The organism is Fibrella rubiginis (genome assembly GCF_017353185.1).
GTDB lineage: Bacteria > Bacteroidota > Bacteroidia > Cytophagales > Spirosomataceae > Fibrella > Fibrella rubiginis.
Genome location: NZ_JAFMYV010000001.1, coordinates 197320 through 216385 on the forward strand (window position 1 = coordinate 197320; position 19066 = coordinate 216385).

Consider the following 19066-nt stretch of genomic DNA (forward strand, 5'->3'; position numbering starts at 1 on the left):
GAGGTGGCTTTTTTGCGGGGGCAAATATAGGGAGAAAAGGAGGAAAGGGAGAAAGGAGGCGGGTAGGAGAGCGGTAAAGAAGCGCCTGTACTTGCAGGGATAAAAGTCTGTATGCCGTTAGGGCTGGTAGTGATGCCATCGCTCAAAGCGATGGCATCACTACCAGCCCTAACGGCAACTTTTCCACTCCTTCGTTGTGCCTTATCGAGCGTTAGTGCAAAATGAACCTTACGCGAGTTTGGGAAGGCTACCCTAATGCAGAGCAACTGCTTTTGGACTGGCACGACCATCCACTTGAGTGAACCCGCAAAACGATTGACTTTAAAGCATAAACGAGACCCCATAGACAATCAAACGGCTAAGCCATCCCTACTGGGTAACTGACGGGCGTTTAGAATTCTATCAGCACCTGCCCTTTTTCTACGCGATCCCCTTTCTGAATTTTGACGGCTTTCACGGTGCCGTCGCCGGGGGCTTTAATGGCGTTTTCCATTTTCATGGCCTCCAGAATCAGGACCGTATCGCCTTTCGCCACCACGTCGCCGGGTTGTGCACTGATGCCTACGATAAGGCCGGGCATGGGTGCTTTGATGTTGTTGACCTTACCCGCCGCTGCATTGCTCATGCCCATCTGTTCAAGCAGCAGATCGAACCGGTCTTTGACCTGCACCTCCTGAATATGCCCGTTAATCTTCAGCCGTACGGTCTTTGTGGCAGCTTCAATGGAGAGCACTTCCACCGAAAATGACTGGTCGTTTTTTAAGATATGGTACTGACGGTCAGCTAGTTTCGATAAATCCCAGGCATATGGCTGCTCATTGAGCATGATGCCCGCAGGCGTAATCTCGATGCTGACAGGTTCGGCAGCGTTGACAGAGGCTTTGTACATGAAAGAAGGGCGTTAGCTACTGGGTTTTGGACAGGAGAAACAAAGCAAGCGGGTCATTATCTAACATCCAATAACCAACGCTCAATAAGGCATTTACTTCTGCCGGTTTACCAGATAGATGCCCAGCAGACTGATCGTCAGGCCAAGGTACTGTTGGGGATAAATGGTCTCGCCGTCGAACAGACCCCAGACAACGGCCACCACGGGGATGAGGTACGTAACCGACGCCGCAAACACACCCGACGCCAGTTGTACCACCCGGATAAACAGCACCGACGTGATGCCCGACGCCAGAATGCCCAGAAACAGAATGGCTCCCAGTGGCTCCCAAACGCCCGGCTGCGTAGCGCGGTTGATGAAATCGGTAGACAGCAGAAAGATGCCGGCGATTGGTCCAACAAAAGCGAATGTCCAGGGCGTAGCAACCAGCGCGGGTAGGTGGGCCAGGTATTTGGAAATCAGGTTGGTATTGGCTCCATACATGAGCGTGGCCAGCACCACCAGCAGGGCGTAACCGTTGATGGAGAACGACCCTGTAGCACTAAAAAACACCAGAATCAGCGACCCCACAAAACCCAGCAGGATGCCCCAAACCTGATTGGTCCTAAATCGTTGCGCAAACACCACTGTACCCACCAGCAGCACAAATAGCGGGCTAAGTGAGTTTAAGGTGCCTGACAATGAACTGCTTAGATGAGCGCCGGCTTCGGCAAAAAGAAATGCAGGCAGCAGAAAGCCCAGTGTACCCGATCCAAATAGGGCCAGCCACCGGTGCCGCAACGCCTGCCGCACTTCGGCCTGCCGGATTTGCACGAGCATGAACGGCACGAAAAAAAGAAACGCAAAAAAGATCCGCCCCGACGCTACCTGCTGTACTGTGAAGGCCCTCAGCGCCTTCTTCATCATGATGAATGAACTACCCCACACCAGGGCCATGCACGTGAGCAACACCCACGCCAGCAGAGGGCGTTTTTCAGCCTTAACAGTTGGTTCAAGAATGGGGGTGGGAGTAGTGGTTTCGGTCATGGATCACATAGACCGCAGATGACGCAGATTGGGCGGATCTTCGCGGATTTGTTGCAACTACGATTATTAAATCCGCGAAGATCCGCCCAGTCTGCGTTATCTGCGGTCTATTTAACTTAAGCCATTACGCCTTCGTAAAACTCACTTACCTCGTTTAAAATAGTCAGCAGTTCGTCAAGCGAATAGGTGAGGACGAGGCGCATACGGAAGGGTTTGAAATCGGGCAGGCCCTTGAAGTAGTTGGCATAATGGCGGCGCATTTCCACGATGCCCGTCCGTTCACCTTTCCACCGGATAGAGAAATCGAGGTGTTTACGGCACGCATCTACGCGGTCCTGTACGGTGGGGGCGGGGCGGTGGATACCCGTAGCCAGGAAGTGCTTGATCTCGTTGAAAATCCAGGGGTAGCCAATGCTGGCCCGGCCAATCATGATACCATCTACGCCATAACGGTCGCGGTACTCCAGCGCCTTTTCGGGCGAATCAATGTCGCCGTTGCCGAAAATGGGGATGGTGATACGCGGGTTTTCTTTCAGCCGCCCAATCAACGTCCAGTCGGCTTCACCTTTATACATCTGCACGCGGGTGCGGCCGTGAACAGTAAGGGCCTGAATGCCAATGTCCTGCAGGCGTTCGGCCACGTCCAGAATATTTTTGGTACTGTCGTCCCAGCCGAGGCGGGTTTTCACCGTCACGGGCAGGTGCGTGTTGTCGATGACGGCCTTGGTCATGCGCACCATCTTCGGAATATCCTGCAACAGCGCCGCCCCCGCTCCACGGCAAGCCACCTGCTTCACGGGACAACCGTAGTTAATGTCGATCAGGTCGGGATGGGCGCCCGTTGAAATGCGGGCGCATTCGCCCATCGTGTCGACATCAGAGCCGAAGAGTTGAATACCAATGGGCCGCTCGTAGTCAAAAATGTCGAGCTTCTGTACGCTCTTGGCTGCATCGCGGATGAGGCCTTCCGACGAGATGAATTCAGTATACATCAGGTCGGCCCCGTTTTCCTTACAAACGGCACGAAACGGCGGGTCGCTGACATCTTCCATGGGAGCCAGCAACAGCGGAAAATCGCCTAGTTCAATGGGTCCTATTTTTACCATAACATCGTGGTGAATGCACAATGTATAATGAACAATCGGTCCGCCGATGCGGTACAATGGTTGCTAACGCGAGAGTAGATAGACGCGAAGCTATTGTTCATTGTGCATTCTTTTCTTGTCCGTTCCAACGTCTTTCCCGGCAGATTAGTTTTTGTACGATTCGTAGGTGCAATGGCCTTTTTGGTTCGCCGTGTCACAATCAGGCAGTAAATTTACCGGATATATGCCCGAAACGAATACACCCTACACCATTACACCCGAACCGCAACCCCTGCGGTCGATGCTGCTGTTTTTCGGCATCGTTATGTTGGGCATGACTCTCGGTGGCGCGTTGGTGCTGGTGGTAGTAAGCCTGGGTTCGTCGGTAAAAGGGCAGGGGTTTTCGGTCAATGACCTGCTGGTTGACCCCACCAACGTACCCAATGGCTGGTGGTGGCTGATGGGGGTGCAGGCGGTCTCGCATGTTTGCTCATTCCTATTGCCTGCACTGCTCTACTGGCGTTGGGTAGACAACCGGTCTCCCGCCGATTTTAATTTCCGCAATCGCGTGTCGGGCTGGTGGATGGTAATACCCATCGTTTTCTTCTTTGGTCTTTTCAATGGCTACATCATTGAGTGGAATCAGCAGATGCACCTGCCTGATACGCTGGCTCCGCTGGAAAAATGGATGCGCCAGAAAGAAGACGACGTAGCCAAGCTGACCCAGTTCCTGACCACCATTTCGGGTGTACCGCAGTTGCTGATGGCCCTGCTGGTGGTGGCTATTTTACCCGCCATTGGTGAAGAAGTGCTGTTTCGGGGTGTGTTGCAGCGCAAGTTCATTGCCTGGTCGGGCAGCGTGCATGTGGGTATCTGGCTGGCGGCGGCGTTGTTCAGTGCCATCCACCTCCAATTCTACGGCTTTGTACCCCGGATGCTGCTGGGTGCCCTGTTTGGCTATCTCTACGTCTGGACCGGCAACCTGTGGGTACCCATACTGGCCCACTTTTTCAACAATGGGTTTGCCGTAGTGATGATGGCGCTGAACAAGCAAAAACTCACCACCATCGACCTGGAAGCCAACGATATTGTTCCCCTGCCCGTAGCCCTATTTGCTGTCGTTGTTAGCGTTGTGCTGGCCTTTCGACTTAAACGAATCAACGAATGACTTCTGACTGGGAAAAAATTATGACGACCCGCTTGTCTCATCAGGCTGAATTGGCAAAAGCCAAACTGGCCGAACAGGACATCAACGCGGTGGTGATTAATAAACAGAGCAGCGCTTACCCCGTTTTCGGGAATCACGAGGTGTATGTTCCCACCAAAGACGCGATATTGGCGCGGATAATCCTTGATAATGAGACAACAGCTAGCTAATATGTCGAACCTGCAACAGCGCGTTATTGCGGCTGTTGTTGGTGTGGCCGTCATTCTGTTTTGTATCTATAACAGCGTTTATACGTTCGCATTGCTGTTTTTAGTGGTCAGCGCCCTGGCGCAGATTGAGTTCTACAAACTGCTGGGTCTCGATGGCAACCAACCGCTGACCTACTATGGAACGGTAGTTGGCTGCCTGATTAGCGTACTGACGTTTCTGGTCGAGACGGGCGTGGTGCAGGAGTCGGCTTACTACCTCATCAGCCCGGCCTCGTCGATGATTTTCCTCATCAAACTGTACAAGAAAAAAGACATGAAGCCCTTCACTAATATTGGCTTCACGTTTCTGGGGATAATCTACGTGGGCGTTCCCTTTGCGCTGCTCAATGTGCTCGCCCTGCGCACAGGCACGTATCAGCCGAACGTTATTCTGGGGTGCCTGCTGTTGCTGTGGGCGTCGGATATCGGCGCCTATTTTGCAGGTACCAAGTTTGGGAAACGCAAGTTGTTCGAGCGGGTATCGCCCAAAAAATCGTGGGAGGGCAGCATCGGCGGGGCTGTGGCGGCAGGGCTGGTGGCACTGGGCCTGACCTGGTACGCTCCCGAACTACCCGCCTGGCAATGGTATTGCATCGGGGCAATTATTGTGGTAACGGGCACCTACGGCGACCTGGTTGAGTCGTTATTCAAGCGGAGCATTGCCATCAAAGATTCGGGCACGAGTATCCCCGGCCACGGCGGTTTCCTGGATCGTTTCGACGGGTTGCTGCTTGCCGCCCCCTTCATCCTGACGTTTTTGAAGCTGTTTGCTTAACAGAGAAGCAAGAGGTAAGATGTGAGAAATAAGCGGTGAGAAGCAGGAAATAAGCGTTAATGATAAGACTGCCTTGCTCTCACTATTCCACTTTATCGTAAACCCCTTGTTTCTCGCGTCTAACTTCTTGTCTCTTACTCCTTAAGATTCGTTAAAAATGCGGTTCGTGGGGGTGTCTGCAACCGCCTACCCCTTTACTTTGTTAATCTTTCAACGCAACGCTTGGCGCATTTGCCGGGTCTTGCCGATGGCATGAACGGATTCATTCAACGATATAGTGCATTGGTACTGCTAGTGTTAGGCTTGTTGAGCCTGGCTACCGACGGACAGGCGCAGGGGCAGGAGCGGCAGGTGACCTTCACGGGTATCATCACCGGCGGCAAAAACAATGAGCCACTGCCGTTGGCCCGCATCTTTATTCCCCGGGCGGGTAAGGGGGTGTTGTCGGCTATGAACGGCTATTTTGCCTTGCCCGTTTTCCCTGGCGACAGCATTATTTTCAGCTACGTAGGCTACAAAACGCAGTACCACATCATTCCCCGCCGCTTGTCTGAAACGACCTACTCGGCGGTGGTGGCCCTGCAGGAAGACGTGAAGCTGCTATCAGAAGTTAAAGTATATCCCTACCCCACGGAAGAACTGTTCAAGCGGGCGCTGGTAGACATGAAACTGCCCGACGAAAAAGAGCGTGAGGCGCTGGCCCGCAACATGGACCCCGCGGCGATGCTCCGGGCCTCGTATGCTACCCCGATGGGTGCGCTCTCGAACCACCAGTACTTCATGAATCAGCAGTTTCTGGGCCGTGAATCGTTTGCCAACCGGGGCAGCATCACCAACATTCCGTTCCTGAACCCGTTTGCCTGGGCCAACTTTATCAAGTCGGTGAAGCGGGGCGATTTCAAATCGAAGGACTTCCGGCAGGGCAACAACAGCGCCCCCCCCGAAAACATCCGCCGCGAACAGGTGCTGAGTAATCAGTAAGGAAGGGGGAATGTACCGCAATGCATAATGAACAATGAACAATGGCTTTGCACACTACACTCAATACGCGGAGCCATTGTTCATTATGCATTGTTCATTATGCATTGCGGTACATTCCCCTTACTCATTGTAATCCAGTTCCTTCCCATACGTTTCGGCTAGTCTGGATAACGACCAGGCGGCGAGGGTGAAGCAGAGGACGCCTACTGTGGCAGCGGCACCTAAGACGCCCAGTTGGGGCAGCGTTTTCAAATATTGAAACAGGGGTAGCGTGAGCAGTGTGGTGGCCCGCACGTTATTGGCGACCGAGGTAGTAGCCGTGGCGCGCAGGTTAGTGCCGAAGCTCTCGGCGGTGATGGTGAGAAACATGGCAACGTAGCCAATGCCAAATCCCATACACCCAAAAACGATGTAAAGGCTTGTAGCTGAATTTGTTGCACCCACCAAAAACAGGGTGACGAACAATGCCGTAAAGGCCATCATCCAGCCGATAGCCCCCCGTCGCGACCGAAGCCACTGGCTGAAAAGTCCGCTGAACAGGTCGCCTGCCGCCATGCCAATATAAGTGAACATCACGCACTTGCCGGGCAAAACAGCTTCCCCAATGCCCAGCGCCTTGCCAAATTCGTTGCTGAACGTAGCCAGCAAGCCGATGACAAAGTAGGTAGGCAAGGCAATACCCATACAACGGAGGTAGCGCAGCAACCGGGATTTGCTGCTAAAAAACGCCCAGAAATTGCCCCGTTTCACAGCCGTTTCCCGCAACTGCTTATACATACCCGACTCCAACACACCGATGCGCAACAGGAGCAAGGCCAGGCCCAACCCGCCGCCAATGAAATAGGTCAGCCGCCAGTTGCCACTCGCGTTGACCGTCAGAAAAGCGGCTACAGCCCCCAGCAGTCCCACGCTGGCTACCACGCTCGATCCGTAGCCGCGCAGGTGTTTCGGCAGCACCTCGCTCACGAGCGTAATGCCCGCGCCCAGTTCACCCGCCAGCCCCAGACCAGCCACAAACCGCAGCCACGCATAGGCTTCTGCCGACCCCACAAAACCACAGGCAATGTTGGCTAGTGAATAGGTTATGATGGAGCCAAACAGCACCGAGAGCCGCCCACGCTTATCGCCCAAAATGCCCCACAGGATGCCACCCAGCAACAGCCCCGCCTGCTGAAAATTCAGAATGCGCGCCCCTACCAGCGAAACGGCTTTCTCATCCAACCCTAGCTCGGTAAGGCTGGGCACACGTACGATGTTGAATATCAGCAGGTCGTAGACATCCACAAAATAACCCAGTGCAGCAACGAGTACGGGGAGGCTTAGCACAGTTTGCCAGTTGGAAAGAGCCGGTCTCTGAAGAGGTTGCATAACGTCGAACGGGATTTACGAGGTACGAATTACGATTTTTGCTTACGCCAGCGTACTGACACGTAAGCAAAAATCGTAATTCGTACCTCGTAATTCGTAAATCCTTTTCTTAAACCTTCCCCAGGCCACACCGTTTCACTGTCAAACAACACAACGATTATGAAAAAGTGGTTTCTACAGGCTGGTTTAGGCTTTTCGCTGTTGACCAGTGCCGTTCAATTCACACAGGCGCAGGCTAAACTCGAACCTGTTTTTAAAGATGATACCTACCAGCTTACCGGTGTGGCGGTGTCTAAGACCGGGCGGATGTTTGTGAATTACCCCTATTGGACCGATACCTACAAATACGCGCTGGTGGAGGTAATGAAAGACGGCACCAAAAAACCGTACCCCGACGAAGCCTGGAATAGCTGGAAACCCGGCCAGGACCCGGCCAACCGCTGGATTTGCGTACAGTCGGAGTTCGTAGATGATAAGGATCGGCTGTGGGTGATTGACCCGGCCAGCCCCAAACAGCAGGGCGTTTACCGCGATGCACATAAGCTCGTCTGCTTCGATCTGGCTACAAACAAAATCATCAGACAATACTCGTTCAAAGACATTGTAGGTCCCGACAGCTACCTCAACGATATCCGGGTCGATACCGGACGTGAGGTGGTTTACCTGACCGAGTCGCAGCAGGGGGGCATCGCTGTGGTCGATATTAAAAGCGGCAAGATTACGATGAAACTACAGGGGCATCCATCCGTGAAGGCCGACCCGACGTTCAAATTCACCATCGACGGGCGACTCCTGCAGGACAACAAAGGCCCCGTGGTGTTTAACTCAGACGGTATTGCGCTCACTCCCGATGGTAATATGCTCTATTACAAACCGTTGTCAGACAACAAGCTGTATCGTGTGCCCACCGCTGCCCTTCGCGACCCCAACATGAGCGACGCCGATGTGAAGGCTAAAGTGGAAGATCTGGGCAAATACACCACGACCGACGGTATGATTATCGACCCGGCAGGGAACCTCTACATGGGTGATATTCAAGGCTATGCGCTCTACAGCCTGGCTACCAATGGTAACTCCGCCGCCCCGCTGAAGCGCACCGACATCCTCACCGACAAAGTGCAGCTACAGTGGCCCGACAGCTACGCCTTCCACGACGGCTACCTCTACGTGACCACGTCGCAGATTGACCATATGGCCAAAAACAACGGCGGCAAATCGACCCGCAAGCGGCCGTATGAGGTGTTTCGGGTGAAGATGAGGTAAGAAAAGGAGGCTATAACACAGAGGTGCACAGAGGGCCACGGAGTTACACAGAGTTATTAATGTCTCCGTGTAACTCCGTGGCCCTCTGTGTTATAGCCTCCTTTTCTTACCTCATCTTAAAAATAAATCCCCCAAACCCTTGCATCTCTCGTCATTGTCTTTGTTACTTTGTAATTCAAAGTACTTTCAGCACTATGCTTTATCCAACCAAGTTTTTGGTAAAGCAGTCTACCCCCACCGTTCCGTCGTCGCAGGGAGAGGGCCTTCGGGCACTCGCCTTGCTCACGGCGGTTTGTCTGTTGTTTGCCGTGGGGCGCGGACTGTTCACGGGCGTTTGGTGGTACCTCATTTTGGGTGCCTGGAACCTCTTTCTGGCCCTGTTTCCGCTGGGCGTTATGCTTGTCCTCCGCGATCTGCGGGCTGCACCGGGACTACTCACCGGCAATCGGCTGAAACTGGTAACCTGGTCAGCATTAGGCCTTTGGCTGCTTTTCATGCCCAATGCGCCCTACATCATTACTGATCTGTTTCACCTGCGCCATACCGACAATACGTACATCTATTACGACACGCTACTGATTTTTGTGGGTGCCTTAACGGGGCTGCTGGCGGGACTCTACAGTACGCTGCTGGCCCACCGGCTGCTCAATACCCTTACCGACAGCATCACGGCCTGGGGGTTGGTGCTGGCTTGTCAGGGGTTGGCGGGGTTCGGTATTTTTCTGGGCCGGTTTGGGCGCTGGAATAGCTGGCATCTGGTGAGTAAGCCCATTGTATTGAGCCGTGCCCTCTGGGATGCGCTGGGCGACCCGGTGGCGCAGAAAGTGACCATGACCTACGGTTTTGGGCTGGCTGTGCTGTATGTTGCGTTCTGGTTATTTACCGAAAGCCGCGTCAGTACCCGGTCAGACACGTATCCATGATCAATTTGCCTAAAGTGCTGCGTAGTTTTCGGTTTGCCGGTCAGGGCATCATCGACCTGTTTCGGTATGAGAACAACGCGAAAGTGCATTTGCTAGTCGCGGTTGTGGTTGTGGTTGCAGGATTTTGGCTGAAGCTGTCTACAACAGAGTGGGCGTTGATCGTTACGCAGATTGGGCTGGTCTGGGCCGCAGAGGGGTTTAACACCGCCCTCGAAAAGCTCTGCGACCGTGTTACCACGCAACATGATCCGCTCATTAAAGCAGCCAAAGACCTGGCCGCCGCCGCCGTCCTGATCCTGGGCCTCACGGCAGTAGTGGTCGGCCTGCTTATTTTCGTACCAAGATTGTATGCTTTTTTTGACCTTATCAACTAACTCATGTCGCACGAACATCTACAAACCCTGACCGAAATCCGTGGCATGATGGAACGGTCTACTAAGTTCCTGTCACTCAGCGGCTTGTCGGGCGTGTCGGCGGGGCTGGTTGCCATGGGTGGCGCCATGGTGGCTTACCTTCGGCTACGGACAAGCTGGTTTACCGTGCTCGATTCAGGTCAGTACGACCGCCTGACGCGACCATCCATGACGCAACGGGAAACGCTCGATTTTTTGCTCATCGATGCCTTGGTTGTATTGGTGCTGGCTGTGCTGGCGGCCTGGTTTTTTACATCACGAAAGGCCCGTCGGCAGGGGCTAACGGTCTGGAATTCAGCTTCGCGGCGGCTCATCTGGGCGTTGGTGGTGCCGTTGGCGGCAGCGGGTGTGTTCTGCGTCGGGCTGGTTTACCAGCATGCCGTGTGGCTTGTTTGCCCCACCATGCTCACCTTCTACGGCCTTACCCTGCTCAATGCCAGCCGCTATACCTACCGCGACCTTGAATACCTCGGCCTGTGCGAAATTGGGCTGGGCTTACTCGCGCTGTTTCTGACGGGCTACGGCCTGCTGATGTGGACGCTCGGTTTTGGGGTGTTGCACATTGTCTACGGCACCGTGATGTGGTTTAAGTATGATCAAACCGGTCCTCAGCCTGCGTCGGGTCCGGTTGACTTTGATCAGGATACCCTATGATGAACGATCTGCTGGCCCGGTTCAATAAAGCGTTTGAAAGCAAAGCGCGACTCAGCATTATGTCGGTGCTGATGGTGAACGACGCGGTCAGTTTTAATGAATTGAAGGAACTGCTGTCACTCACAGACGGCAACCTCGCCACGCACCTTCGCGCGCTGGAAGAGCAGGGGTATGTGCTGGTGCAAAAACAGTTCATTGGTCGAAAACCCAATACCAGTTATTCGGCCACTGATGCCGGCAAACAAGCGTTCACCGATCATTTAAACGCGCTGGAAGCGTTTATTCGGGGCGGTAGTTAACCTGATTGCCTTTTATTTTCCCAAATCCAGCGTATCGGACCAGCTTTCCAGTCGCTTAGTTTCGTCGGAAAGGTGGCTGGCTGAAAGGCATAGCTGCTGCCGTTGCTGGTTGTAGTAGATACCAAACGGTGGTGCCATTAACTCATCCGAGGCGTCGTATTCTTTCCTGACAATCGGCCATTCAATTAGCGGCAGAGCCGAGGACGTACGGGTGAGTTCAACCCGCTTAAGGCGAAAATCAGAGACCGCATTGCCATAGGGCACTTCCTTGTAGATCAGTCCATCGCCTACGTTGCGCACGTCATTAGGTACGTGGGCGGCCACCATAAAACCGATGGCGGTGAACCCTGCCGTGCTGAATACGTAGCCCGCTCCGAAGATAGACAGTTGCGCAATTCCGGCCAGGTAATGCCCCTTTTTGCCCCGCTCCGTTCGTAAAATCCAGATCAACAGCGATACGGTTCCATAAATGGACATGAGCATAAACCAGTCGATCAAACTGCTGGTGGTGCTAATGCCCGTGATAAGGCCAGCAATAGCTAACCCGCTGAGGATAAACGATGTCCAGAGAATAAGCTGCCGCGTGCCGGGCTGGTCGGCTGTAGCGCTGATGACCACGTAAGCTATCGGTGGGTAAAACCAAAGCGCGAAAATGACGATGATGAAAGCGGACATAAGGGTGATGTTTAACGTCCAATGGCTAACGTTTAAGGTCCAAGGTTGCTTCTACTGTAATGCGCGAAGCAACCTTGGACCTTAAACGTTAAACATTGGACTTATTCTTCCAGTGATTACGGCTCCAGCGGCGTTGAAAGGGCCAATGGCGCTCGGCAAGGGCAATGGGGCGGTAAGCATGGGCCTCTTTTGGCGACTGTTGAAAATACGTCGCATCGTCGGTTAAAACAAGGCCTGTATACTGGTTAGCATCGCGGATAGTGAGGTCAGCGAAAGGCAGTTCGGGTTGCCAGTTGGGGTGCTCGGCGGCCAACTGATCTTTCAGTAACTGACCCGACCGTGGACCGTCGCCGTCGGGGGTGGGTGTGGGCCGGTACCGCCCCTGCGACACGTCGAGGGCGTATTGCAGGTAGACCTTGAGCAATTTTGGCCCTATGTTGGCCGTGTTTTCGACAACTAACTGGTTGGGCAGCAGGCTGGTGATAACATAAATACGTTCCCGCGCCCGCGTCACGGCCACGTTGAGTCGGTTTTCGCCACCAGCCATGTTCAGGCTCCCAAATTGTGCCGCCAAACGACCTGTTGAGTCAGGGGCGTAGGCTACCGAAAACAGGAGTACGTCGCACTCATCGCCCTGCACGTTCTCAATGTTTTTCACAAAAAGAACCTCATGCGGTGAGGCTTCCAGTAAGTCCTGTATCAGTTGTTGCTGCTGAAAATTGACTGTCACCACTCCAACAGACCGACCTGGTAATTCGGTCTGGAGTTCGGCTACCAGATCAACCACGGCCTGAGCTTCGATGGGGTTGGTACGGTCTCGCTCCGGCGCACCGGTCGCACGGTTGGCCGTCCACTGACCCGACACATGCCGGTAGCGGATGCCTGGTTCGCCGTGATTGGCCTGCTCAAAATCGGGGAGCAGACTCAGCGAGTGGTTGTAAAAATGTTCGTTTGAAAAATCAATGAGATCGAGACTACGGCTGCGATAATGGCCCGTCAGAAGCACCTGAGGCAGGTATTGTGCCGCCAGGTCAAGCAGCGATTCCACTTCCATTGCCGCTTCGGGCACCTCGTCGGGGTCGGTTTCGGCATCGTCGAAACGGGCGCGGTACAGGTCACTGGGGCGGAGTTGTTTGCTGTCGCCGGTCACCACTACCTGCCGCCCGCGGAGCATGGCGGGCAACCCATTTTCGGCAAAACACTGCGACGCTTCATCAAAAATAACGAGGTCGAACAGGTCACGCTGCATGGGAAAAATAGCCGACACTGATTCGGGCGAGGCCATCCAGCACGGAATAAGCCGGAACACCTCGGCGAAGTGGGTCTCCATGAGTTTCCGCACCGGCCATACACTCCGCTTCTTGGTGACCTGGTGCCGTAGGTCGCGAAAACTAACCACGTTGCTGAGCCGGTTCAGCACTAGGTCGCGGTAGGTTTGTTCGCGCAGTTTCAGGAGCAAAATGTCGCGCGTGAGCACCTGCCGGTTGGCAATACTCGTCTGTAAGGCCGCTTCGTCCTGCTCCATTTTCAACGACGACACGCTCCGCAGTTGCGGATACAGGCTTTCGAGATGGTCAATCCAGGCCAGCCGCAGCCCATTGTCGAACGCCGCTACTGAAGCAACCCGGTCGGCCACGGTGCGTTCATTGGTTGTAAACGCCGCCCAGAGCCGGTCCTGCTCAATCAGGTTATCTGCATCTTGCCGCAGGGCGGTTTGCAATGCCTGCTGGTGTTCCGGATTTGCTGAAAGAGTAGTTAACTGGCTGGCTGTCAGGTACGTTTGCCATTGCTGTTGTTTCGTTGCTAGTTCGGCCAGCAGCACCCGAACGTCTGTCAGCCGTTGGGTAAACGCGGCCAGTGCAATTGGTTGTTTCAACTGGTTACGCAGGGGTAAGAACAGATTGCCGAGGGTGTCGTATAAACCATGGGCACCCACCACAGCGGTTTCCAGCGTTTGCAACTGTGTCAGCAACGTAGCCGGTTCAGCCGGGGCGCAACTGCCCGTAAACTGCTCAATCAGGGCCATTGCCTGTGTGGTCCAGACTTGCCGGCTCTCCCATAACTGCTTTATCGTCAGTAGGTCGTCCATCGACGTGCCCAGGCCGTTTTCGGTTGCCAGCGCGGTCAGAAACGGCTTGTCGCTGTAGAAGAGCCATTTGAATACCGACTGCCGCGCCGCAATACCCGCTGCCAGCCGGGCGGTTAGCGTACTGGTGTCGGCGCTGGTTTTCAGCAGGCCATCGGCTTCCAGTTGACCCAGCTGGGTGCGCTTTTCGGCAAAGGTATCGGTAGGGTCGGGGAGGGCGCCGGTGCCTATGCGCGTGAGCACGGGCCACACCTGGGCGTTGGTTGGGGCGGTCAGCGTTTGTACAATATCGTCCAAAACGGCGCGGCGGGAGGCATATTGCTCTGTTACGTCGGTCCAGCTGAGGCGTTGTTCCATCAGCGAGGCGGCCCGGTCGAGCAGGTCGGGCATGGTCTGCGCGGCCTCGTCAATCGTCTGGCGCACCGCCGCGATGTCCTGTCCTGTAAACGGCGCAAACGACACCCGGCTGGCAAACGGATGGTTCGGACCGAGGCGGTCGCGGTAGGTAATAAAGTAGCCCAGCCGGTCGCGGAAGTCCGTCGCCTCGTCGAACCGGAAGTGACGGTAGAGATCGGCCATCGGCGCGGTCGGTCCGGCGGGGTTGCTGCTTAGGTAGAGGTCTTTGGCCGACAAGCCGCAAACGGAAGCATCAAACAGCGCATCTTTAAAGCCCTGCAACTCAGTCACCAGCGCGTCGATGCGGCGGCTTTCCTGGGTAAACGTCCGGTCGAGCAGAACGGCGTCTAATCCGTTGTTTTGCTGCCGGTAGGCTTCTACGGCGTCAATCTGGGCCGTTAGCTGGGCATAGAGGGCTTTCCGGTCGTCCTGAAAATCGTGAATCAGCGCGGCAAACGGGGCCATGCCCACGTCGGCCAATCGCTTGTAGACCACATCGAGGGCCGCGCGTTTCTGACATACCAGCAGTACACGTTTCCCCGCGGCGGCGGCATCGGCCATCAGGTTGGCAATCAACTGCGACTTGCCCGTGCCCGGCGGCCCCTGTACCACCACCGACTGCCCCGTTTTTACGGCCATCGCCGCCCGCTCCTGCGCTGCATCAATGGCAAGGGGGAGGAGGGAGGGAGAAAAGGAGGAAGGGGGGAAAGGAGGAAGGGAGGAAGGCGTCGTAGTAGCTGCGATTGCTTTTTCCATCTCGTTCCCTTCTTCCCTTTCCTCCTCTCCTCCTCGCATCCCTTCCTCCAACATTGTATCATAATCCGGCACCAGAAACGAACCAGCTTGGGGGAAAATGCCCAAAACGGCCTCTGGGAATAGTTTTAGCTCGCCGACGGCTTCCAACTCTGTTAGTGACCTGGCCGATTGTTTGTCGAACGGCTGGAGGAGGTTGGTGAAGTTTTGGGTGTTAAAATTCAGTTCATACGGGCTGCTTTTGAGCCAGTCGTAGAGCTGCATCCGGAACGTAAGCGGGTCTTTGTCGAAGTGGTCGAAATCGGGGTCGGTCCACTCGTCGCCGAGCCTGATGCCGTTGAAATAGCTGTAGGCCAGGCCAATCGACTGGTTGAATTGCACCGGTACGTCGCCCCGGCGTTCCAGTCGCCATTCGTTGCCCTCGGTGGTCAGGTGGACGGGAAAGAACAGCAGCGGACCGTGCACGGGCGTACCATCGTTGAAGCGGCCCCGCACAAACGGCCAGCCCACGTAGAGGTCTTCGGTGCCGCGTTCTTCTTCAATAAACCGTTCGGTCCGCATCAGTCGGCGGAGGTGTTTGCTGAGTACGTTGGCCCGTTCGTCGCGGGGGTCTGATACCGCGCAGAGGGGCACATGCTTTTTTTGGGCAATAAGGCCCACTATAAGGTCGAATGAGGGTTTGTTAAGCCGAAAATTGGCTTCGTGCAGGTCTACAAACTGATCAACGGGCAGGGTATTTAGTAACAGAGACCGATTGCGGCTACTCAAATTGGTCAGGCGGCGACGATAAGCACGAAGTACGGCGGGCGACAATTGCATATGTAAAGCTAACGACGAGGCCCCTAGGAAGCGTGTAAGGCGAGTGGGCAATGTCCTTATCAGGCTTAGTCTGAATCAGAACTCATGGTTGGCCATCCTGTAGTCATGAACACCTACTCTTGTGCCTTTTCCTTTGCCGGAATCAGGTACGATGCCAGGATGCTGGTACCTAAAATGCCCAGGATCACATAAAGCGAATAGGCGGGTTTGAAGCCCCAGCCTTCAAGCTGGTGTTCCAGCAGCATTTTCACGCCGATGAATGTAAGCAGCACCGCCAGCCCCGTTTTCAGGAACCGGAACTGCCCCATAATGCTCGACAGGAAGAAGAACATCGACCGCAGGCCCATGATGGCAAACACGTTCGAGAAAAAGACGATATATGGGTCTTTGGTAATCGAAAAAATGGCTGGAATGGAGTCGACGGCGAAGATGAGGTCGGTGACAGCCACTACCAGCACCACAATGAAAATGGGCGTGATAAACAGCTTCTTATCGCTTTTGCGGCGGACAAAAAAATTGTCGGTCACGTTGCGGCCATACACGTTCATGTACTTCGATACGAACCGCACCACGGGGTGTTTGTCCGTGTCGATCTGCTCGTCTTCTTCGTTCTGGAAAAACAGGTTTACGCCCGTGTACACCAGAAACGCGCCAAAGATGTAGATGACCCAGTCGAAGCGCTGCAACAGAGCCGAGCCCACAAAGATGAAGATGAACCGCAGAACGATGGCCCCCAGAATACCCCACACCAGAATCTTCTTGTAGTACCGTTCGCGAACGCCGAACGAGTTGAAAATCAGGATAAATACAAAGATATTATCGGCCGACAGCGAGTACTCCACCAGGTAGCCGGTGATGTATTCGAGCGACATGTTCTTCTGGAAGATAGCCAGATTGCCCGCGAAATTACCGGCGGTGAAATCGACGTGATCGGCGTATTTATCGCGGACTTCCTGCAGCCGGGCCATGTCGGTAATGCCGTGCACGAGGTAGCCATATTGTTGCAGAAATACGTAAAACACCAGCGATAGAGCCACCCAGACGGCACTCCAGAAGGCGGCTTCTTTAAATGACACGACGTGACTCTGGCGGGCTTGCTTTGACGAAAAAACGCCCAGATCGAGCGACATCACGAAGAGAACAAAAACGGCAAAGCCGCTAAAAAACAAGGTTTCGCTGGTGAACATAGGGGATTGACTATCTACCAAAGACAACGCAGGCAGATTAAAAAAGTTAATCTCGACCGGCCTGGCGGCGAACGGCCGACACAAAATTGGTACTTAATGGCAGTCTAACGTAGTTTTGTGCCATGTATAATAGTAAGAAAGTCGTGGTCGTGATGCCCGCCTACCGCGCCGCGCTGACCCTTGAACGTACCTACCGCGAAATTCCCTTCGATTTGGTCGACGAGGTAATCTTAGTCGATGATCACAGCCCCGACAATACCGTTGATGTGGCTAAGCAGTTGGGTATCAGGCACGTTATCCGGCACGATGTGAACAAAGGTTACGGGGGTAATCAGAAAACATGTTACGCCAAAGCCCTTGAACTGGGCGGCGACATCGTAATCATGCTCCACCCCGACTATCAGTACACGCCGCTGTTGCTAACGGCTATGATCTCCATCATTGGTAATGAGCTTTACCCCGTAGTGTTTGCCTCGCGGATTCTGGGTAAGGGTGCCCTCAAAGGCGGCATGCCCATGTACAAGTACGTAGCTAACCGGTTTCTGACCCTGACGCAAAACATCCTGATGAATCAAAAGCTGTCAGAGTACCATACCGGCTACCGGGCGTTTTCGGGTGAGGTGCTCCGGGCGCTCGACTTTACCCACAACGACGACGACTTCATCTTCGACAACGAGATGATCGCGCAGATTTTCTACAAAGGCTTCGAAATCGCCGAGGTGACCTGCCCCACCAAATACTTCGACGAGGCATCGTCTATCAACTTTAAACGCAGCGCCATCTACGGCCTGGGCGTGTTGAAAGTGTCGCTTCTGTACCGCCTCACCCGCTGGGGGCTGCTGTCGTGGAATGTACTGAAATAGGGCAGCACTACACCGTAACCGTCTCTATACCAATCTGTGCTATCTCTTCCTGCACCGGCGTAAAGTGCGCTTCCAGGATCATGGATTCCAGCGTGAGGCCGGGGCCGAAAGCGCAACTCAGGATGTGCTGAGCCTCGTCGGTACCGGTTTTGGTGGTGAGCATATCCTGCCAGATGGCTTTCAAGACAAATAATACCGTGGCCGACGACATGTTGCCATACTGCCGCAGCACCTGGTAGGCATAGCGGTTGTCGGCGGTTTCCAGGCCAAGCTGTTTTTCAATCACTTCCAGAATACGCCGCCCGCCGGGGTGCATGGCATAGGTGCCAATGTCGCCGATGGTGAGGCCGCTTTGTTCCAGGAGCCTCGACAGCAACTGCCCGATGCCCTGCTGAATCACCGTAGGCACTTCTGAAGTCAGGGTCATCTCGAAACCAAAATCGGTCACGTGCCACGCCATGTCGGCTTTACCTGCGGGGAGCAGATCGCAATAGAACGACCGCAGGCGCATCGACTGGTCGGGTCGGGGTGTGCCCTCAACCAGTACCGCCGAAGCACCATCGGAGAAAAGCGCATTGGACAGCAGGTTGTCGAGGTCGGTCTTTTTCTGGAAATGGAGTGTACACAGTTCCACGCAGACTACCAGCACTACCGCGCCGGGTGTAGACCGCACAATGGCGTCGGCGGCTTTAAGGCCGTTGAAGGCTCCGTAGCAACCCATAAAGTTGATGGCGAGCCGTTGCGTTGTGCCTGGCAGGCCCATGGCTTCAATGATTTCGATGTCGGGGCCGGGCGCATACAGGCCTGTGCAACTCACCGTAATAACGTGGGTAATGCGCTGCCGGTCGAAGTCGGGATAACTGTCGAGGCAATCGTCGATGGCTTGCAGGGCCAGAGGCACGGCCTCCTGCCGATACAGCAACATGCGCTGTCCCACCGTTGGAAAAGGCTCCAGCCCTTCGGTGTTGGGGTAAAATGTATATTCACCCCGCCGCTTGTTGTAGTCGGGTAGCACTGAATGCCGCTGATCGATGCGGGTTTGGCGATACAGGGCAGTAAGCCGACGTTGATCGCGTTCATCCATACCCAGTGCCTCGGCCATAAAGTGGGCGATCTGTGCCTGGGGAATCTCATTGGCCGGTACAGCCGTACCTAATGCGTTAATGAAACTGGCTTTCTCGTTCATGAAGTTGTA

Annotated in this window: 18 protein-coding genes; 10 read left to right on the top strand and 8 right to left on the bottom strand. The window is 54.6% G+C overall.

Translation table 11 applies throughout. The features are described 5' to 3' along the window. Window positions 1–391: 391 nt before the first annotated feature. From J2I47_RS00715 to dusB, 3 genes are all read right to left on the bottom strand, one after another. Window positions 392–889 (bottom strand): biotin/lipoyl-containing protein, encoded by a 498-nt coding sequence (locus tag J2I47_RS00715; RefSeq protein WP_207362628.1) that lies wholly within the window; start codon window positions 887–889, stop codon window positions 392–394. A 93-nt stretch (window positions 890–982) separates the two neighbouring features. After that, window positions 983–1915 carry a DMT family transporter gene (locus J2I47_RS00720; protein ID WP_207362629.1) on the bottom strand — a complete coding sequence of 311 codons (933 nt, stop codon included), beginning with the start codon at window positions 1913–1915 and terminating at the stop codon, window positions 983–985. 116 nt (window positions 1916–2031) lie between these two features. After that, window positions 2032–3021 (bottom strand): tRNA dihydrouridine synthase DusB, encoded by a 990-nt coding sequence (dusB, locus tag J2I47_RS00725; protein WP_207362630.1) that lies wholly within the window; start codon window positions 3019–3021, stop codon window positions 2032–2034. A gap of 223 nt (window positions 3022–3244) precedes the next feature. Between dusB and J2I47_RS00730 the strand changes: the two genes are divergently transcribed. From J2I47_RS00730 to J2I47_RS00745, 4 genes are all read left to right on the top strand, one after another. Continuing rightward, entirely contained in the window at window positions 3245–4168 is a 924-nt protein-coding gene (locus J2I47_RS00730; protein ID WP_207362631.1) for a CPBP family intramembrane glutamic endopeptidase, read from the top strand. Then, complete coding sequence (locus J2I47_RS00735; RefSeq protein WP_207362632.1) at window positions 4165–4377, top strand: DUF2007 domain-containing protein; 213 nt, start codon at window positions 4165–4167, stop codon at window positions 4375–4377. Before J2I47_RS00730 ends, J2I47_RS00735 begins: the two co-directional genes overlap by 4 nt. After that, window positions 4358–5191 (top strand): phosphatidate cytidylyltransferase, encoded by an 834-nt coding sequence (locus J2I47_RS00740; RefSeq protein ID WP_207362633.1) that lies wholly within the window; start codon window positions 4358–4360, stop codon window positions 5189–5191. Before J2I47_RS00735 ends, J2I47_RS00740 begins: the two co-directional genes overlap by 20 nt. A gap of 252 nt (window positions 5192–5443) precedes the next feature. After that, window positions 5444–6172 (top strand): carboxypeptidase-like regulatory domain-containing protein, encoded by a 729-nt coding sequence (locus J2I47_RS00745; RefSeq protein WP_207362634.1) that lies wholly within the window; start codon window positions 5444–5446, stop codon window positions 6170–6172. Between the two features lie 120 nt (window positions 6173–6292). Here J2I47_RS00745 and J2I47_RS00750 read toward each other — a convergent pair whose 3' ends face one another. Next, window positions 6293–7540, bottom strand: coding sequence for an MFS transporter (locus J2I47_RS00750; RefSeq protein WP_207362635.1), 1248 nt, complete (start codon window positions 7538–7540; stop codon window positions 6293–6295). A gap of 159 nt (window positions 7541–7699) precedes the next feature. Between J2I47_RS00750 and J2I47_RS00755 the strand changes: the two genes are divergently transcribed. The 5 genes from J2I47_RS00755 to J2I47_RS00775 all read left to right on the top strand — a co-directional run bounded on the left by J2I47_RS00755 (window position 7700) and on the right by J2I47_RS00775 (window position 11092). Further along, window positions 7700–8803, top strand: coding sequence for an L-dopachrome tautomerase-related protein (locus J2I47_RS00755; RefSeq protein WP_207362636.1), 1104 nt, complete (start codon window positions 7700–7702; stop codon window positions 8801–8803). 194 nt (window positions 8804–8997) lie between these two features. Continuing rightward, window positions 8998–9726: a DUF1361 domain-containing protein gene (locus tag J2I47_RS00760; protein WP_207362637.1), complete on the top strand. Its 729-nt coding sequence runs from the start codon at window positions 8998–9000 to the stop codon at window positions 9724–9726. Then, on the top strand, window positions 9723–10100 hold the full coding sequence (locus J2I47_RS00765) for a diacylglycerol kinase family protein (RefSeq protein ID WP_207362638.1): 378 nt from the start codon (window positions 9723–9725) through the stop codon (window positions 10098–10100). Before J2I47_RS00760 ends, J2I47_RS00765 begins: the two co-directional genes overlap by 4 nt. 3 nt (window positions 10101–10103) lie before the next feature. Beyond that, window positions 10104–10793, top strand: a complete 690-nt coding sequence (locus J2I47_RS00770; RefSeq protein ID WP_207362639.1) for a hypothetical protein — start codon at window positions 10104–10106, stop codon at window positions 10791–10793. After that, entirely contained in the window at window positions 10790–11092 is a 303-nt protein-coding gene (locus tag J2I47_RS00775) for a winged helix-turn-helix domain-containing protein (protein ID WP_207362640.1), read from the top strand. The genes J2I47_RS00770 and J2I47_RS00775 overlap by 4 nt, the downstream gene beginning before the upstream one ends. Before the next feature lie 12 nt (window positions 11093–11104). Here J2I47_RS00775 and J2I47_RS00780 read toward each other — a convergent pair whose 3' ends face one another. The 3 genes from J2I47_RS00780 to J2I47_RS00790 form a co-directional block, all read right to left on the bottom strand. Beyond that, window positions 11105–11767, bottom strand: coding sequence for a hypothetical protein (locus J2I47_RS00780; RefSeq protein WP_207362641.1), 663 nt, complete (start codon window positions 11765–11767; stop codon window positions 11105–11107). Between the two features lie 88 nt (window positions 11768–11855). Beyond that, window positions 11856–15821 carry an AAA domain-containing protein gene (locus J2I47_RS00785; RefSeq protein WP_207362642.1) on the bottom strand — a complete coding sequence of 1322 codons (3966 nt, stop codon included), beginning with the start codon at window positions 15819–15821 and terminating at the stop codon, window positions 11856–11858. Window positions 15822–15934: 113 nt separating this feature from the next. Next, window positions 15935–17008, bottom strand: a complete 1074-nt coding sequence (locus J2I47_RS00790; RefSeq protein WP_207362643.1) for a TerC/Alx family metal homeostasis membrane protein — start codon at window positions 17006–17008, stop codon at window positions 15935–15937. A 122-nt stretch (window positions 17009–17130) separates the two neighbouring features. Between J2I47_RS00790 and J2I47_RS00795 the strand changes: the two genes are divergently transcribed. Next, window positions 17131–17871 carry a glycosyltransferase family 2 protein gene (locus tag J2I47_RS00795; RefSeq protein ID WP_207362644.1) on the top strand — a complete coding sequence of 247 codons (741 nt, stop codon included), beginning with the start codon at window positions 17131–17133 and terminating at the stop codon, window positions 17869–17871. Window positions 17872–17878: 7 nt separating this feature from the next. Here J2I47_RS00795 and J2I47_RS00800 read toward each other — a convergent pair whose 3' ends face one another. Then, window positions 17879–19057, bottom strand: a complete 1179-nt coding sequence (locus J2I47_RS00800) for a type III polyketide synthase (RefSeq protein WP_207362645.1) — start codon at window positions 19055–19057, stop codon at window positions 17879–17881. Between the last annotated feature and the right edge of the window lie 9 nt (window positions 19058–19066).

Excerpts from the sequence above, each read along its gene's own strand:
- J2I47_RS00770 (WP_207362639.1), top strand. The coding sequence starts at position 10,104 with ATGTCGCACGAACATCTACAAACCCTGACCGAAATCCGTGGCATGATG.
- J2I47_RS00715 (WP_207362628.1), bottom strand. The coding sequence starts at position 889 with ATGTACAAAGCCTCTGTCAACGCTGCCGAACCTGTCAGCATCGAGATT.
- J2I47_RS00795 (WP_207362644.1), top strand. The coding sequence starts at position 17,131 with ATGTATAATAGTAAGAAAGTCGTGGTCGTGATGCCCGCCTACCGCGCC.
- J2I47_RS00745 (WP_207362634.1), top strand. The coding sequence starts at position 5,444 with ATGAACGGATTCATTCAACGATATAGTGCATTGGTACTGCTAGTGTTA.
- J2I47_RS00775 (WP_207362640.1), top strand. The coding sequence starts at position 10,790 with ATGATGAACGATCTGCTGGCCCGGTTCAATAAAGCGTTTGAAAGCAAA.
- J2I47_RS00755 (WP_207362636.1), top strand. The coding sequence starts at position 7,700 with ATGAAAAAGTGGTTTCTACAGGCTGGTTTAGGCTTTTCGCTGTTGACC.
- J2I47_RS00785 (WP_207362642.1), bottom strand. The coding sequence starts at position 15,821 with ATGCAATTGTCGCCCGCCGTACTTCGTGCTTATCGTCGCCGCCTGACC.
- J2I47_RS00800 (WP_207362645.1), bottom strand. The coding sequence starts at position 19,057 with ATGAACGAGAAAGCCAGTTTCATTAACGCATTAGGTACGGCTGTACCG.
- J2I47_RS00760 (WP_207362637.1), top strand. The coding sequence starts at position 8,998 with ATGCTTTATCCAACCAAGTTTTTGGTAAAGCAGTCTACCCCCACCGTT.
- dusB (WP_207362630.1), bottom strand. The coding sequence starts at position 3,021 with ATGGTAAAAATAGGACCCATTGAACTAGGCGATTTTCCGCTGTTGCTG.
- J2I47_RS00730 (WP_207362631.1), top strand. The coding sequence starts at position 3,245 with ATGCCCGAAACGAATACACCCTACACCATTACACCCGAACCGCAACCC.
- J2I47_RS00735 (WP_207362632.1), top strand. The coding sequence starts at position 4,165 with ATGACTTCTGACTGGGAAAAAATTATGACGACCCGCTTGTCTCATCAG.
- J2I47_RS00780 (WP_207362641.1), bottom strand. The coding sequence starts at position 11,767 with ATGTCCGCTTTCATCATCGTCATTTTCGCGCTTTGGTTTTACCCACCG.
- J2I47_RS00765 (WP_207362638.1), top strand. The coding sequence starts at position 9,723 with ATGATCAATTTGCCTAAAGTGCTGCGTAGTTTTCGGTTTGCCGGTCAG.
- J2I47_RS00740 (WP_207362633.1), top strand. The coding sequence starts at position 4,358 with ATGAGACAACAGCTAGCTAATATGTCGAACCTGCAACAGCGCGTTATT.
- J2I47_RS00720 (WP_207362629.1), bottom strand. The coding sequence starts at position 1,915 with ATGACCGAAACCACTACTCCCACCCCCATTCTTGAACCAACTGTTAAG.
- J2I47_RS00750 (WP_207362635.1), bottom strand. The coding sequence starts at position 7,540 with ATGCAACCTCTTCAGAGACCGGCTCTTTCCAACTGGCAAACTGTGCTA.
- J2I47_RS00790 (WP_207362643.1), bottom strand. The coding sequence starts at position 17,008 with ATGTTCACCAGCGAAACCTTGTTTTTTAGCGGCTTTGCCGTTTTTGTT.